This is a genomic window from Exiguobacterium sp. RIT594 (assembly GCF_003339585.1).
In the GTDB taxonomy this organism is placed as follows: domain Bacteria; phylum Bacillota; class Bacilli; order Exiguobacteriales; family Exiguobacteriaceae; genus Exiguobacterium_A.
In genome coordinates, this window is the sequence record NZ_QPKF01000001.1 from 1236069 (window position 1) to 1250524 (window position 14456).

Annotated in this window: 18 protein-coding genes; 5 read left to right on the top strand and 13 right to left on the bottom strand. The window is 47.3% G+C overall.

Features of this window, described 5'->3' with window-relative positions; all coding sequences use genetic code 11:
* Positions 1-78 precede the first annotated feature (78 nt).
* The 7 genes from DVG79_RS06390 to DVG79_RS06420 form a co-directional block, all read right to left on the bottom strand.
* A complete protein-coding gene (locus DVG79_RS06390; RefSeq protein WP_114595976.1) occupies positions 79-867 on the bottom strand; it encodes an ATP-binding cassette domain-containing protein in 789 nt (262 codons plus the stop codon).
* Positions 864-1661: an ABC transporter ATP-binding protein gene (locus DVG79_RS06395; protein WP_114595977.1), complete on the bottom strand. Its 798-nt coding sequence runs from the start codon at positions 1659-1661 to the stop codon at positions 864-866. Before DVG79_RS06395 ends, DVG79_RS06390 begins: the two co-directional genes overlap by 4 nt.
* 14 nt (positions 1662-1675) lie before the next feature.
* Positions 1676-2530 (bottom strand): nickel ABC transporter permease subunit NikC, encoded by an 855-nt coding sequence (nikC, locus tag DVG79_RS06400; RefSeq protein WP_114595978.1) that lies wholly within the window; start codon positions 2528-2530, stop codon positions 1676-1678.
* Positions 2527-3471 (bottom strand): ABC transporter permease, encoded by a 945-nt coding sequence (locus DVG79_RS06405; RefSeq protein ID WP_114595979.1) that lies wholly within the window; start codon positions 3469-3471, stop codon positions 2527-2529. The genes nikC and DVG79_RS06405 overlap by 4 nt, the downstream gene beginning before the upstream one ends.
* A 14-nt stretch (positions 3472-3485) precedes the next feature.
* Positions 3486-5099: a nickel ABC transporter substrate-binding protein gene (gene nikA, locus DVG79_RS06410; RefSeq protein WP_114595980.1), complete on the bottom strand. Its 1614-nt coding sequence runs from the start codon at positions 5097-5099 to the stop codon at positions 3486-3488.
* Between the two features lie 104 nt (positions 5100-5203).
* Complete coding sequence (locus DVG79_RS06415; RefSeq protein ID WP_114595981.1) at positions 5204-6049, bottom strand: hypothetical protein; 846 nt, start codon at positions 6047-6049, stop codon at positions 5204-5206.
* 70 nt (positions 6050-6119) lie between these two features.
* Complete coding sequence (locus DVG79_RS06420) at positions 6120-6683, bottom strand: DUF1349 domain-containing protein (RefSeq protein ID WP_114595982.1); 564 nt, start codon at positions 6681-6683, stop codon at positions 6120-6122.
* 84 nt (positions 6684-6767) lie between these two features.
* Here DVG79_RS06420 and DVG79_RS06425 point away from each other — a divergent pair, with 84 nt between their 5' ends.
* Both DVG79_RS06425 and DVG79_RS06430 read left to right on the top strand, forming a co-directional pair.
* Positions 6768-6953 (top strand): antitoxin VbhA family protein, encoded by a 186-nt coding sequence (locus DVG79_RS06425; RefSeq protein ID WP_114595983.1) that lies wholly within the window; start codon positions 6768-6770, stop codon positions 6951-6953.
* Positions 6954-6957: 4 nt separating this feature from the next.
* On the top strand, positions 6958-7680 hold the full coding sequence (locus DVG79_RS06430) for a Fic/DOC family protein (RefSeq protein WP_114595984.1): 723 nt from the start codon (positions 6958-6960) through the stop codon (positions 7678-7680).
* 131 nt (positions 7681-7811) lie between these two features.
* Here DVG79_RS06430 and DVG79_RS06435 read toward each other — a convergent pair whose 3' ends face one another.
* The gene (locus DVG79_RS06435) at positions 7812-8198 is read right to left on the bottom strand and encodes a hypothetical protein (protein WP_114595985.1); all 387 of its coding nucleotides are present in this window, start codon (positions 8196-8198) and stop codon (positions 7812-7814) included.
* Positions 8199-8285: 87 nt separating this feature from the next.
* On the opposite strand from DVG79_RS06435, the gene DVG79_RS06440 reads away from it, so the two are divergent.
* On the top strand, positions 8286-8768 hold the full coding sequence (locus DVG79_RS06440) for a hypothetical protein (protein WP_233494580.1): 483 nt from the start codon (positions 8286-8288) through the stop codon (positions 8766-8768).
* Positions 8769-8793: 25 nt separating this feature from the next.
* On the opposite strand, the gene DVG79_RS06445 is transcribed toward DVG79_RS06440, so the two are convergent.
* Positions 8794-9474 (bottom strand): VOC family protein, encoded by a 681-nt coding sequence (locus tag DVG79_RS06445; RefSeq protein WP_114595986.1) that lies wholly within the window; start codon positions 9472-9474, stop codon positions 8794-8796.
* Between the two features lie 114 nt (positions 9475-9588).
* Here DVG79_RS06445 and DVG79_RS06450 point away from each other — a divergent pair, with 114 nt between their 5' ends.
* A complete protein-coding gene (locus DVG79_RS06450) occupies positions 9589-10461 on the top strand; it encodes an alpha/beta fold hydrolase (protein ID WP_114595987.1) in 873 nt (290 codons plus the stop codon).
* Between the two features lie 62 nt (positions 10462-10523).
* On the opposite strand, the gene DVG79_RS06455 is transcribed toward DVG79_RS06450, so the two are convergent.
* Both DVG79_RS06455 and DVG79_RS06460 read right to left on the bottom strand, forming a co-directional pair.
* Positions 10524-11030: a DNA topology modulation protein gene (locus DVG79_RS06455; protein ID WP_114595988.1), complete on the bottom strand. Its 507-nt coding sequence runs from the start codon at positions 11028-11030 to the stop codon at positions 10524-10526.
* Positions 11027-12085: a DUF871 domain-containing protein gene (locus DVG79_RS06460; protein ID WP_114595989.1), complete on the bottom strand. Its 1059-nt coding sequence runs from the start codon at positions 12083-12085 to the stop codon at positions 11027-11029. Before DVG79_RS06460 ends, DVG79_RS06455 begins: the two co-directional genes overlap by 4 nt.
* A 134-nt stretch (positions 12086-12219) precedes the next feature.
* On the opposite strand from DVG79_RS06460, the gene DVG79_RS06465 reads away from it, so the two are divergent.
* Positions 12220-12708, top strand: a complete 489-nt coding sequence (locus tag DVG79_RS06465) for a DUF4825 domain-containing protein (RefSeq protein WP_114595990.1) — start codon at positions 12220-12222, stop codon at positions 12706-12708.
* Positions 12709-13139: 431 nt separating this feature from the next.
* Here the strand turns inward: DVG79_RS06465 and DVG79_RS06475 are convergent, their stop codons facing one another.
* Positions 13140-13757, bottom strand: coding sequence for a hypothetical protein (locus DVG79_RS06475; protein ID WP_114595992.1), 618 nt, complete (start codon positions 13755-13757; stop codon positions 13140-13142).
* A gap of 78 nt (positions 13758-13835) precedes the next feature.
* Positions 13836-14438 (bottom strand): hypothetical protein, encoded by a 603-nt coding sequence (locus DVG79_RS06480; RefSeq protein WP_114595993.1) that lies wholly within the window; start codon positions 14436-14438, stop codon positions 13836-13838.
* Positions 14439-14456 lie beyond the last annotated feature (18 nt).

The window sequence follows — 14456 nt, forward strand, 5'->3', positions numbered from 1 at the left end:
ACGATACCACATCCATCCATTATTTACCTTATAATTAAAAAGGATACAAAAAAACCTCCTTACCGATGTAAAGAGGTTCTATTTCCGAATCGTCCGGTACCGTGGATGTGTCGCAAGCACCGCTTGTCGGATTGCTTCGACATGTCGATCCGTCGCTTCCGTAAATGACTCGAGCGTCGGATAATCACCGACCAGCTGACCGTGATCCAAAATTACGAACCGGTCGCTCAGCGTCTGCGCCGCCTGGACATCGTGTGTGATGAAGACATAGGCGAGACCGAGCGTCGCTTTTAACTCCCGTAACAAATCGAGAATCATCGCCTTGTTGACCATGTCGAGACTGCTGACGGCTTCATCGAGGATAATCAACTTCGGATTCGTCGCAATCGCGCGGGCGATACAGATCCGTTGCAACTGTCCGCCACTGAACTGATGCGGATATTTCGTCAAATCTGCTTCAGCCAGTCCAACCTGTTCCAGCAAGGTGATGAGCCGTTCCTCGAGTGCATCCGGCGTCAAACGCAGGAAGTTCGTCAACGGCTCGGCAATGATTTGTCCGGCTGTCAGCTTCGGATTAACGGCAGCAAATGAATCCTGAAAGACGACCTGGATGTCCTGCCGCGATGACAGATTCTGATAGATATCCTGTCCTTCAAACAGCACCTGTCCCTCTTTCGGCCGCTCAAGTCCGAGCAGAATCCGTCCGAGCGTACTTTTACCGGCGCCGCTCCGGCCAAGTAGACCGAGGCACGTCCCGGCTTCAAGTGTCAGCGAGACGTCCTGTAAGACGGTCTGCTCCGGCTGCCGCGACAAAAACCGTTGATTGCCGTACCGGTGCGAGACGTGTTTGATCTGCAGAAGACTCATGCGTTCATTCCTCCCGCCTGAAGACCGTGCTGTTCTAGCAACCGGCGTGTATACGGATGTTGTGGCCGGTCGAACAAATCAAAGACATCGGCCTGTTCGACGATTTCCCCGTCCCGCATGACGAGAACGTAATCGGCCATTTCAGCGATGACGCTCAAGTCGTGCGATATCAACAGAATCGCCGTGTCGTATGTCGCCCGGACTTTCTCGAGATAATACAGCACCAGCTTTTGATTGTAGACGTCAAGCGCCGTCGTCGGTTCGTCGGCAATCAGGACATGCGGACGCAGACAAACCGCAAGCGCAATCATGACCCGTTGTAACATCCCGCCGCTCAGTTCGAACGGATAGGCTTTTAAAATCCGGTCCGGCTGTTCAAGATTGACTTCAAGCAGCGCTTCAATCGCCCGCTCCTTCGCTTCGCGTTTACTGCACCGGTCGTGTGTCCGGATCGTTTCCACCAATTGATGACCGATCGTGAAGACCGGCGTGAAGGCACTCATCGGATTTTGCATGATGAAGGCGATTTGACCGCCGCGGACACGACGAAGCGTCCGGTCGGACAATGTCATCAAATCGGTCGCATCGAGCAGAATTCGTCCCGATTGACGGATGACCTTTTCATCGAGCAGCCGCAACAGAGCGAGACTCGTCACGGTCTTCCCGCATCCGCTCTCACCGACCAGTCCGGTGATTTGTCCGGCCGCCAGCTGAAACGAGATATTTTGAACGAGCGGCTGGCCGGCCGCAATCGTCTCAATTGTCAGGTGTTCGACGGATAATACAGGTTTCATCCGGGTGCCTCCTTTCATTTCGATTGTTTGTTCACACCGAACCGTTCCGATAACGATTCACCGAGCAGGTTAAAGCTCGCAATGACGAGCATGATCAGCAGACCCGGGTAAATCATCAGTTCCGGATTCGTCCGGATATACGATTTACCTTCGTGAATCATGGCGCCCCATTCCGCTCCCGGCGACTGGACACCCAGACCGAGGAACGACATCGCCGAGATATCCATGATCGCCCAGCCCATCTCGAGCGTGCCGATGACAAGCAACGGCGGCAGGATGTTCGGCAACAGATGCATCCGGAAGATTTTCCAGTGCGAGGAGCCGTTGACGCGTGCCGCAGCGATGAAGTTCTTTTCCTTCAGCGTCATGACAAGACCTCGGAACATCCGGGCATAGTAAACCCACTGGACAAGCATCAGGGCGATGATGACCTGTTTCAGTCCCGGTCCGAAAATTCCGACGAGACCGAGGACGAGAATCAGACTCGGGAACGCCATCACACCGTCACAAAACCGCATCAGCAGCTGGTCGACCCAGCCGCCGATGTAGCCGGCCAGTGTACCGATCAACAAACCGATCAACAGCGACGACGCAAAAATCAGGACGGCAAATCCGAGCGATACCCGGGCGCCGTATAACAGACGCGATAACGTACAGCGTCCGAGGTGGTCGGTCCCGAGCGGATACGTCCAGGACGGGTCCTGCAGTTTCACCGCCAGATTGACGAGATACGGATCATGCGGCGCAAGCCACGGTGCGGCCAGTGCCGCGAGAAACAGCAGACCTAAAAAAATGGAACAGCCGATCAAAATCAGCCGTTGGTTCGACAGGCGGTCCAGCAGACGTGGTCGTCCGAGCGGCACATTCATCGTCTGTTCCCTCCTTTCCGGGCAATCCGCGGATCGATTGCCAGTTGCAACAGATCAACGAGCAGACTGCTGCCGATAAATAATAAAGCAGCCAGGAACACATACCCTTGAATGATCGGCATGTCCCGGTCAAAAATCGCTTCGATGAAATAACGGCCAAACCCCGGCCAAGAGAAGACGGTCTCGACGATGATCGTTCCCGTCAACAGCTTCCCGAGGTTCATCCCGAGTCCGGTGATCATCGGCGGAATCGCGACCCGCAAGACGTGTTTTCCGAGGATGACCGTTTCACGGATTCCGCGTGTCCGAGCAAACTGGACGTACGGTTCGCGCATCGTCTCGATGACGCTCGTCCGGAGCAACCGTGTGTAAAGGGCAATCAACGGTAACGCAAGCGTGATCGCCGGCAAGATGACGTGACTCGGACTACCGATGCCGCCGACCGGTAACAAATCAAGCTGGACAGCAAAAAAGAAAATCAGCAGATAGCCGAGCCAAAATGACGGAATCGACGCACCGATGAAGGCAATCCCCCGGCTGAGATGATCAAAAAAGCCGTTTTTGCGAATCCCGGCGAGAAAGCCGAGCGGGATACTGACGAAAATCGCTAACAACAGACTCGACAGCGCCAACTGGACGGTCGCCGGCAGACGAAGCAACACTTCGTCGAGGACCGGTTTCCCGGAAACGTACGATGTCCCAAAATCAAAGCTGGCCAGCCGGACGACGGTCGTCACGTACTGGGTCAAAAACGACTGATCGAGCCCGAACTCGGCCCGTTTCTGGGCGAGCACTTCTTCGGTCGGTTGGATATGGGCGGCAGACAGATAGGCTTCCGCCGGATCAACCGGTGACAAATGAATCATTGCCGTCAGCAGTAAAATCGCGAGGAGCAGGATCGGAATGACCGATCCGACCCGTTTGAGAATATAGACGCTCATTCCGTTCACCTCCCTTATTTAATGCCGATTTGGGCGAACGGACTTTCATCACGGTTTGCGGCAAACTTGAAGTTCGTGACACCGTTTTGATAAATCGCCATCTTCTTCAAATATGAGATCGGGACGAGTGCACCTTGATCTTGCAGCGACGGCAGGATTTCGGCATACATCGCTTGACGTTTCGTCTCGTCGGTCGTCTTCAAGACGTCCTTCATGTCCTGCAACAATTCCGTCTTGTTCGGATAAGCGGAAATCGCTTCTTTGAAGCCGAATCCGTCGGTCCCGATGATGTTGACGAACGTGTGTGGATCATACGGTGCGCCGAAATTACTGTACATGTTGATGTCGAACTTATTATCTTTAAAACGCTGGACCTGGTCCGGCAGCTCGACACCGACGATCTTCAGATCGACGCCGATATTCGCCCACTCCGATTGTAACGTCTCCGCCATTGCTTTTTGGACAAGTTCCGCTGCATCGTACATCATCTCGATCTGTAACGGTTGACCGTCTTTTTCGCGAACCTTTTTCCCGTCCGGTATTTTCCAGCCGGCTTCGTCGAGGAGCGTTTTAGCCTTTTCAACATCAAAGTCCCGTTTTTCAACGTTCAGTTTTGATGTATACGGCAGGTTCGGCGGCAGGATGAAGTCAGCAGGTGCTTCAAGACCGGATGTGATACCTTCAACGAGTGTCTTTTTATCAAAACCGTATTGCAGGGCTTGACGGACGCGTTCGTCTGCCAGCTGTTTTTTCTTCGTGTTCATGATCAACAGACGTGTCGCGACCGGCTCCGACATCGTCGTCTTATAGGATTTCGTTACTTTCAGTTGATTATAGGCGTCAACACTGATCGCTCCTTCGCCGAAAATCAAATCGATGTCGCCTTTTTCAAAAGCGAGTACGCGGCTTTCGGCATCCGGAATGATGTCGACCTTGATTTTCTTCACTTTCGGCTTCGGTCCCCAGTAGTTTTTGTTGACCTTAAATGTCGCATATTGATCCGCCTTGTACTCGTCGAGCACCCACGGACCGGTTCCGACTTCTTGTTCGACGCCTTTTGACGTGTCGCCATTTTTCGGGAAGCCCGCTTCGCCGAGGAAGCGGACCGGACGGACGACCGCCAGTTCCTGAATCGTCGGATAGTACGCTTCCGATAAGGTCATCCGGAACGTCTGCTTGTCGACGGCTTCCGTTTTTTCGATTTTTGAGATGAAGCCAAGCCAGCTATGTAAGGCTTTGTTTTTGAGGACGGCATCAAAGTTCTTTTTGACGATCGTCGCGTCAAACGTCGAACCGTCCGAGAACTTCACATCGTCACGTAACGTGAACGTATACGTTTTACCGTCTTTTGAAATATCCCATGATTTCGCGAGGAACGGTTCGAGCTTCCCGCCTTCCGCGTAATGGACGAGTGGCTCATAGACCATCGACTGGGCGAACAGTTGCGACGGGTTGTAGACATGCGGATTCATCTCGCCGATGTCACGCGGCCAGGCCATCGTTAACGTATCTTTATTTTTCTTATTGTCAGCACCTTCGTTCGGGTTTGAACAACCGAACAACAGTGTCGTAATCGAGAGGATGGAAACAGCTTGAATGATGGATTTCTTACGGCGTGAAACGTTCATAGTGGACAGGACTCCCATTCGTATTGATAATCATTTTCAATTGTAAGAGTCGGTACTAAGAATTGTCAATGGATAATCGGTGAAAGTGTTGATTTTGCTGTGTTTTACGATGAGGTCGAATTATTTTTGTATTGCATATATGACGTTTCAACAAATTCGAAAAACCACCCAGGCATATAGTAAAACGAAATGAGTCCACCAATCCACTTACTTATGTCAGCTAATCCCTCTATCGCCAGCGAGAAATTCAATACACTACCGACTAGTAGAATAATATGAAAACATGCCTTTTTTTGAGCAATCTGCCTATTTCTAGTTTCAATTGAAAACCGATTTTTAAAGTCTGTACGATAGTAACACCATTCAAACAGAGTTGTATGCGACGACAAGGATAAAAAGAAGAACCAACCGACTAAACCACCAGTCAACCACAATTCATTCCACTGGAGGAACGGTATCATGGTAGTCAAGACACACGTGCTGAATATGAATGGCATGAGAACGAAAAACAAGACCTGATCGACGAAGAAACAGAAACGACTTTTTAAAAAGTTCCAAAACGTTTTTTTGTCTCGATTTGGACCAACCTGATTTTCCTCGTTTGAAGATTCATCTTTTACAATCAAAGGACTGATTGTGAGAAGAAAAATAAGTGCCAGAACGATTAAGGCAATTCCTTTCAGCGAAACGCCACCACCTCTGTGCAGATTCTCTAACAAAAGAGCAGTCGCATACAGAATAATTAAAAGATAACCCGCAAACAGAAGATAGTTGCTCCGTCCTGTTCGCTCAAAGACGATTCGTCCACGGATCAGTTGCCGGATCATCGTTTCATACCAACAAATGAAGCAATCCATTGGACGATATAATTGATGGATGACATACATGAATCGACCGACAATGCCGTAAGATAGGAAGCATACTAAAAAGCTACTGAAGATCATGCCCATTCCATTTCCTCTCCCTTTACAAATAAAGCACTCATAAGATGATATGAGTGCTTAAGTAATCTGATTTTATTTATACTTCGCGACAATCAAACGCCAGTATTTCGACGTCACACCCTTGCCCTTCGAGATTCGGACTGCAGGCATATGGACCGACTTTCCAGTCCCCTTCCGCATGCAGGTGGGCAATCCGTAACTGCTCCTTCGTCTCACCGTCGACGAAGTACAGCTCGACGTCCTGGTTTTTGAAGACGAGCTCAAACGTCAATGGCTGATCAAAGACCGTGTTGTCGATATCACGCGATGACCAGTCAGAGTAACCGAATGATGTGACGACGGCTCCGAGATGTGATTTTCCATCCGGAATGAATTCCGCTGAAACTTTTAGCCAGTTGTCTTCGTTTAAATAGAGAAGGATCCCCGCCTGGTCGTACGTCAGTCGCGGATGCAGCTTCACTTCGATTCGGCAGGAGAAAGACGGTGCCGGGATCGGTTTAAGTAAGCCATGACCAGTCATCCGGTTAAATTGATAATACGTATTGCGCCAAAAGTCGGTATCGCCCTCTGTCGTGAATTTCAATTGTTCGTGCATGTCGATATTAGTCGGCTGGTTAAGCCATTCGTAGTTTTTCCACATGGTGTTTCCTCCTGATTTTATATTTCTTTATAAGTAGCCGTGTTATAATGAGTATATATATTTTCCAGGAAGAGGTTGAGTTAAATGAAAAATCTTACGCAAAACGAACGAAAAAAAGAGATTCGTTTCGCCATCGGAATGGCAGCCATTGACGGTGGTCAACCTAGTGATTTCACAAAAAAACTGCTATCTCAATATGAGCACGGTCTAATCAATTCGACACAATTAAAACAAGCTATTTTAAAGCAATATACTAAAGTCGAGTATTAATGAAATGGATCCGTATGTTTATAAAAATTCAACTGTTTTAATAAATAAATTAGATATTAGAGATGAACAAGAGTTAATTCAGGTAGAAGCTCAAATTATCATTGCCGCTATATTAGATCGACACTCTATATTAGAGCAGGTTAATTTTTTTATGCCTGACTCCTTGCAAATTGTACATCGTTTTCTGTTTAACGATTTATACGAATGGGCAGGAAAATTCCGTAGTATTGATATTTATAAGAACGAGCCTGTATTAAATGGATTGACTATAAGCTATAGTAAAGCATCCGAAATTGATCATGATTTAGATACCATTTATCAGTGGATGAAGGATATAGATTGGAGTTCGAGCAATCCTCATCTAAATGATCATTTCTCAAAATTCATTACTGATGTTTGGAGAGTACACCCATTTAGAGAAGGTAATACACGAACCGTTTCAATCTACATGAAATCATTTGCTGATAGTCAAGGATTTTCATTTAATGCAGAGTTAATTTCCAAGAATGCATCGTTCTTCAGAAATTCACTCGTTTTAGCAGCTGTAGAAGAAGCTCCCGATTCTAGTCACCTTATTCGAATTATAACGGATGCGTTGACACCCGCGTTTATAACCGAAAAGAATAATTCCGTTCCTTCAAAAAATCAATATCAACAGATTGGAAACTATCGTGTTACGAATTATGAAGAGAAACCTTTTTATACAAATGAAGATACTGAACTTTAATTAGAAAATACCATTCTTATTAATTTCTTGAACGAGAAAAACTTATCGAATCGTTTGTCTACTCAATAATCGCCAAAACACTCAATCATCGAATGAGTGTTTTTTTATCCAAGTTTTTAGCTTTTGATTACTTACGGTTCGTCCGTAAACTGTTCAAACTCCATATGTTCAGGTGCACGAAAGTCATTATCGTCATAACGTAGTTCCTTGAAGGCATAACCTACGTAAAAGGCCGTATACTCCCCATTTTTTTCTTTAACATTAAACGCATACGACGTCCGGGCTTCATCGTGGAACGTAATCTCGTAGCCGTAACCGTACTTCGAGAAATGACTTTGCATCTGATACTCGTCTTTTTCTAGCCCATACTGTTGTTCTAATCTGTCTTCCAAGTACAACTGCCGCAGGATTTTCTGATGAAAGGTATACAAAAAACATGAAACCAATATGAGCACCATCGAAATCAAAATTAAACGTCCAATCCGCCACTTGCCGTTCACTTTCCAAAAGTGTGTCATCCGTGCTCCTTCCCTCCTGTCTTCACGTATGATACGGTACGAATAAGGAAGATATTGTTAATACAAGTTCCTACTCTTACGAAAGAAGTGATTCACTTGAAGAAACATCTTTTGAGCCTCTGTTTTCCGGTCGTCTTTTTAATCGTTCCAGCTTGGACCGATCAACTGTCACCCCTGTTACAGACACTCTTTTTCCTGATGTTGTTCATCTCGGTCTGTTTATCGTTACATACGGCGTGGAGCCTGCTCAGTCCACGATTCCCAAACTGGACGGCACGCGTCAACAGGCTTCATCCGGCGCTTGGTATCTTGCTTGGTCTCGTTCTCCTGGCAGCATTCGGCTATCTGTTCTTCACTGTTTTTTCGCTCGTCACGTTCGGGATCCTCCAAAGCATCCTGACGATTGTCCTGATGTACATCGGCCTGGTGATTTTTGTCTTCCTCCTCAGCTGTTTCGTCGAAGGGATCACGCGTCAAGCCAAAGAGGCGTTGTTTCAGCCCGTCTTGATTTTTGTTTCCGTCTCCTATGTCGTCTTGACGACGTTCGGGATTTTACAACTTGTCGCTTAACCTTTTAACCCGTCTCAGGACGGGTTTATTTTTCGTGGTGCAGGACACCTTCTGCATCCAGTCGCACATGGAGCTTGCCGTCAAGTTCAAGCACGAGCGGACTGGTGACGGCCGGTTTCGGTGAGAACAACCATGTCCGGTCTTCTCGCCCAAGCAACAGATGTGTCCCGCCTTCCGGTGCTCCGAGGAAATTCAGGAAGTCGACGTTAATCGGTTGATGATACCGGTGAAAGACACCGAGCTCGGCGAATTTTGTTCCGACACCAGCGACATCCGGTGTCGTGACGTTCATCTCACCGATATCGAGAATGTCGTCCACCGTAAACGTCTCAAGTGATTTAGCCGGATTGACGTCATGCCGGGCAATCAATTCGACGACGTTTTCATCCGGATCATAAAAATAAACGGAATGGGCATTGATGTTTTCAAAAAAGATTTCGTCTTCGCCGTCCTCGATCAATAATGGGACACGTTGTTGCAACCAGTTCTTCGCCAATTGGAAGGCATCTCCCGGAACGTTAAACGCAAAGTGGTACTGCTTCGGTTGCTGTGTCGTATCGAGTTCGAAGCGAAGCTGACTCGTTCCGATCTGCACCGCAAACATCGTTTTCGTCTCTTCGATGAGTGGAAAACCAAGTATCTTCATGTAAAAGTCCTGCATCGGTTTTAACTCATTCGTCCAAAGTGTCGCTACTGTAATTTTCATCGTCCATCTCCTCCATCTCATTCCAATCCATTTGCTAGTTTCAGTATACAGTAATTGATGTATAATACTGGTTAAAAAGTAAGTACATACCTATTTAGAAACGGAGGCAGACAGATGAAACGTTATACACTGGAATGCGGCGGTATTTCAACACAGATTACCGAGTGGGGTGAACCGGACCAACCGGTCATTTTCTGCCTGCATGGTCTCGGCGGAACAAGCCTCAGCTTCATCGAACTGGCGGACGCCTTACAACAGACGTACCGGATTGTCTCAATTGATGCGCCGGGTCACGGAAAAACGGAGCCGTTCCCGGACGAACGCGACTATCAGTTTGCCCGCTTTTCCAATTGGCTGAATCAGCTTTTTGACCAAATCGATATTCAGGACTTTTATTTCCTCTCGCACTCTTGGGGCAGCTTCATCGCCCTCTTTTATCAAAAAGAACAGCCAGACCGGGTCCTCGGCTCAATCTTGATCGACGGCGGATATCAGAGCAAACGGTTACGCGGGACACCACTCGAACAGGAATCTGCGTTTTACGATACGGATTTCGAAGAGTCTGTTTCGACGTGGGAAGAATTCCGGGACGTTGCCGTCTACGGACCCAAGATGCGCCGGTCGCCGCTCCTTGATCTGGCCGGTAAGGATTTTGTCCGGATGCAGGACGGTCGGTACTACTGGCATGCCCGGGCGAAGACGGCGCGTGCGATTCTGACGGCAATGTACCAGGACGAGATTCTCGATTTCCTCGACGACGTCCCGGGTGACAACCTGGTGTTACTCCGCGCGACGTTACCGGTCTCAGATGAGCCGTTCCGGCAAGAAGCGATTGCCGTGTGGCAGGAGAAAACCGGCGGAACCGTCGTGTCTGTTCCGTCGACGTCCCATATCATGCACTGGGATGATCCGGCATTCGTACTGCAGGTGATTCAGGAATACTGGACGAACTCCCTGGCCGTCAACGAACAACACACTAACATCTGAAAAGATTGATTAAAAAACGACTCCCTCATCATCAGGAGTCGTTTGCTTTGTCCATTCTTCGATCAGGCGATATTTTCGATGAATCGCCGGACTTCTTTCCGTGACTTTAACACGATAATTGTCTTCGTCGCTTCGACTTGAGCGAGTCTCGCTCGAATGCCTGGCCGCTGTTCATCCCGATAACGCCACACCCACTTCAAAAAGGCAACATCAATTTTTTCCGGACAACCGGCTGCCATATCCGGTCGTGACTTGTGCCGGTAGCGGATCGACCGTTTCAGAATCCGGTAGACGCAGGTCATTCGCGGCAGATCAAGAAAGATGATCGTATCCGCTGCGTTCAACCGGAGATCCATCGTCCCGCCGTAGTTCCCGTCAATGATCCAGTCGTCCCGGCTGATCAAATCCGTTTGAATCTGTTGTTGTTCCGCGCGCGGCACTGCCTGCCAGTCTGCCCGCCACAATAAACTGTCGAGATGATGAACACGGATACCCAGTCGTTGACCAAGTTGCCGGGCTAACGTCGACTTGCCTGATCCACCGGAACCTATTAGCATGATCTTTTTCATTCCGCTTCCATCCACTCCAGCTGAAACCGTCCGCCGGGACCAATCTGTTGCACCAACGGCCGGTCCACTTCAATCACGCGTCCGATGACGTTGACCCGTTCGTCGGCCGTAAGATCCCGTTTGGTGATTTGTAATTCCCCGGCATACCGTCCGTAACGCAGATTATCGATCGTAATCGATCCAACCGGCCGGTCTGACAGAGTTGCGGGTTCAAGTAATCCGTTGCCCGGCCGGCCGTAAGCGCGTGACTCAACCGAGCGGATGACATCGCGGGCCGGATCCATCCGGTTCGTCTGGATACTCTTTAAAAGCGGATCATCACCGGTACCGGTTGCCCGGAGGACAATCACCCCCTCCTGATACGTAGCGAACTGGTGCCTCGTTCTTTCCGAAATGCCGGGATCGCCAATCAAAATCCGGTCGACGGACGATTCTAACTCGAGGTAGCAGGCAAATGGTGCCTGTCCCCGGTGGTCTTCGAGCGTCGGTAATGTGACATGCAACGGACCTCGTAATGGCCCGTCTCCCGGGATAAAAGCTTGGACACGGATTCCTTGCCCGTGAAGCCACGCATTTTTATCGTTGAACCAGTTCCGGTCAAGTCCCGTTTCCGGTCGTGGATAAAAGTTATGCCATGCCTCGACGTGCTCAAGCACCAGCCCCTCCGCTTTCATCGCGTCAAGTTCTTCTGCCGTCAGCGTACTGGCGTTTAAGGCCACCATCATCTGTTTTGATAAATCCGCGACCTGCTTCGGTGTCACGCCGTAGTCGACCCGTAGGCCGGTCACGCCCCACTCGGTCAACGTTCCGGCATCGTCCCATGTCTTACCGAGCGCAGCAAGGGAAGTCGGGGCGATATCGGCGACGAGTTCCATCTTAAGCTGTCGCGCCAATTCCCCTAAATTCCGCAACCGTTCGGTATAGAGCGACGGATCGTCTTCCGGAATATGTAACGAGGTAAAGATTGAGGTAAAACCAATCGTCCGCATCTGTCGGATGCTGTCTTTCGCCTCATCTGTCAGTGGTTCACTTAAATAAACGGCAAGTCCTTTCATCTGTTCCACTCCTTCTTGTCAGCGTAGTGTTTAAAAACCATAAATTGTTACTAAAATTCCAATATAAGAATTTTTTAGGATATACTTCATGAATTATGATACCATTAGTACGAGATCCATAAAGGAGAGATTGTATGAAACGAATTTTGATTCCGTTCCTGTCGATTGCCTGTCTGGTATTGATCTGGAACGGCTACAGTCAGCATGCCGATTCAAAGACGGACCTGTTCCAACATAAACATTCTTATGTCGGTGACAACAGCGCCGTCGCGAATATCGTCAAAGAACTGGCACACCATCAAGAGTTGCATCAGATTGCCCTCGAAACGAAACAAACACCGTATGGCATCCATTTGACTTACAAGGACATCGAGACGGAACAAGTCGAACAGGAAATCAAAGAAACGGTCCTGTTCAACGCGACCTACCTGTTTGTTCTCGTCGATAACGTGGACCGGATTACATTCACCTTCCCGGATTATACTTTCACTGTGACCCGCGATAAACTGGACGGCTGGTACAACACGCAACTGAGCACAATCGAACAGGAACAAGCAGTCACAAAATTGATTCAGCGTCATCTAAAGTCTGAAACCAAGATCAACCAGTTTTTCGCTGACTGATCTTCACCTATTTAGAAACCAATGGAGGTCATCTGTATGTTCGCTTGATTCGGCATGACACAGGTTAAACAAACGGATCGTCAGTTCTTTAGGAATCTGTAAAAACGGACTGTGACCTTGATCCTGCTGACAGCCCTTCTCGTGTTGAATGGCGTGAAGTCTCTGTTGACTTACCTGATTCCCGCAGCATACTTGACTGACTCAATCATTGCTGTTCTGCCAGGGACAGCGGGCTTTCTTGTTGCCTTGGTCTATGTCTTGGTCCTTGAACGTATACTACAGGACAAGACCGTCGACACGAAGATTCAATGAGCGGTTCAAGTCTGTCCTCGTTTAGGGGATACACTTCACTTGAAGACAAAAGTGGTTTTTCTCTTGATCGAGAAGAACCACTTTTTTCTCACTTCAAATCGTATGCCTATTGGATATTTTTATAGAAACGCCAACAACCTTCGCATCGATTTTTCTATCATCGGGAGCGAAGTTCGAATATCGATCCATCTTTTACTCTCCGAATCAAAGTACAATCCCTCTTGACGTATTTTTTCTTTTGAATTGATTTCGTCGTATTCTAAATACAGGTCTATTTGCTGCTCCGCCTCCTTGAAGTCATCAAAAGGACCTGTCCCAAAATAAAATAAACGTCCCTCTTCCGTATAATCTGCTAGTTCCTCCAGTCTCTCTTCCATTTCTGCTTGCGGTCTTATTTTTCCTTTGACCATATCAGTGATGGTCGCATACACTCGAAACGGTACCTGAGTCTTCAAAAATCGTTGTGAATACCATTCCCAAATCGCCACCCATTTAAAGATAATGTATAGAATATAGTCACATTGAGTTCCTTCTTCTCGTTCATGAAAATCAACAGTCCAAGTGACCATGCCTGTACTAAATTTAAAATTCACGATAAACTCACCCACTCTTGTTTCATCGTCCACAAAATCGTCTAGTCGAATACTGTACTTTTCCACGTAGTCCTCTAACGGAATTGGCTGCTGTTCCGATTCTTGTACAAAGATTGTAATGTCCTCGAAGATACTACTATTCATGCTAAAACCTCCAAAATCACCTGATAAAAAAAGATTTATGCTTCTAATAATGAGGAAACATATATTACTCGTAACAATTTAACCATGAAAGTCTACTACTCTGATGATTTGTTTAATTGCAGGTAACGAGTACTCTAAATCAATCCACACTTTTAAGTCATTATCGTAATAAATTTTTTCAGTTTTCATCCTCTCAAATGAATTTCTTTCGTCAAAATCCAATACCCAGTCCATATTGTTGTAATTTATTTCCGAATCACTTGTTTCCTCAAAAACTAAATTAATAGGAATAGAATTGAATGATGATAATTCACGATATTCTTGACTCTGTTCACCAAATCTTTTTTTTATATCTTCTTCACCCAATATGTAACTTTTATTCGTAACAAGATCAGTCTGATAAAACCATTCCCAGATGATTGTCCATTTCTGGACTAATTTATCGACCCAATAATGTCCCCACTCTATGTCTTTTCTGTTGAAATCAAAACTGAACGTATCGTTTTTAAAATTAGAAGTGACATGCATGACAACTCTTGTTCCAGTGATTACATCTGGATGCTCAACGAAATAAAAGCCATTATCAAACTCCTTAGAGAATTCTTCAATCGATTGGATTTGACTATTTCTTTTTTTGAACTTCAGTTCGATTTTATCAATTTTCATTACAGTTTTCTTCATAGGCTAAAAATCTCCTTA

Coding starts and splice junctions, on each gene's coding strand:
- DVG79_RS06390 (WP_114595976.1), bottom strand. CDS start 867: ATGAGTCTTCTGCAGATCAAACACGTCTCGCACCGGTACGGCAATCAA.
- DVG79_RS06395 (WP_114595977.1), bottom strand. CDS start 1,661: ATGAAACCTGTATTATCCGTCGAACACCTGACAATTGAGACGATTGCG.
- nikC (WP_114595978.1), bottom strand. CDS start 2,530: ATGAATGTGCCGCTCGGACGACCACGTCTGCTGGACCGCCTGTCGAAC.
- DVG79_RS06405 (WP_114595979.1), bottom strand. CDS start 3,471: ATGAGCGTCTATATTCTCAAACGGGTCGGATCGGTCATTCCGATCCTG.
- nikA (WP_114595980.1), bottom strand. CDS start 5,099: ATGAACGTTTCACGCCGTAAGAAATCCATCATTCAAGCTGTTTCCATC.
- DVG79_RS06415 (WP_114595981.1), bottom strand. CDS start 6,049: ATGGGCATGATCTTCAGTAGCTTTTTAGTATGCTTCCTATCTTACGGC.
- DVG79_RS06420 (WP_114595982.1), bottom strand. CDS start 6,683: ATGTGGAAAAACTACGAATGGCTTAACCAGCCGACTAATATCGACATG.
- DVG79_RS06425 (WP_114595983.1), top strand. CDS start 6,768: ATGAAAAATCTTACGCAAAACGAACGAAAAAAAGAGATTCGTTTCGCC.
- DVG79_RS06430 (WP_114595984.1), top strand. CDS start 6,958: ATGGATCCGTATGTTTATAAAAATTCAACTGTTTTAATAAATAAATTA.
- DVG79_RS06435 (WP_114595985.1), bottom strand. CDS start 8,198: ATGACACACTTTTGGAAAGTGAACGGCAAGTGGCGGATTGGACGTTTA.
- DVG79_RS06445 (WP_114595986.1), bottom strand. CDS start 9,474: ATGAAAATTACAGTAGCGACACTTTGGACGAATGAGTTAAAACCGATG.
- DVG79_RS06450 (WP_114595987.1), top strand. CDS start 9,589: ATGAAACGTTATACACTGGAATGCGGCGGTATTTCAACACAGATTACC.
- DVG79_RS06455 (WP_114595988.1), bottom strand. CDS start 11,030: ATGAAAAAGATCATGCTAATAGGTTCCGGTGGATCAGGCAAGTCGACG.
- DVG79_RS06460 (WP_114595989.1), bottom strand. CDS start 12,085: ATGAAAGGACTTGCCGTTTATTTAAGTGAACCACTGACAGATGAGGCG.
- DVG79_RS06465 (WP_114595990.1), top strand. CDS start 12,220: ATGAAACGAATTTTGATTCCGTTCCTGTCGATTGCCTGTCTGGTATTG.
- DVG79_RS06475 (WP_114595992.1), bottom strand. CDS start 13,757: ATGAATAGTAGTATCTTCGAGGACATTACAATCTTTGTACAAGAATCG.
- DVG79_RS06480 (WP_114595993.1), bottom strand. CDS start 14,438: ATGAAGAAAACTGTAATGAAAATTGATAAAATCGAACTGAAGTTCAAA.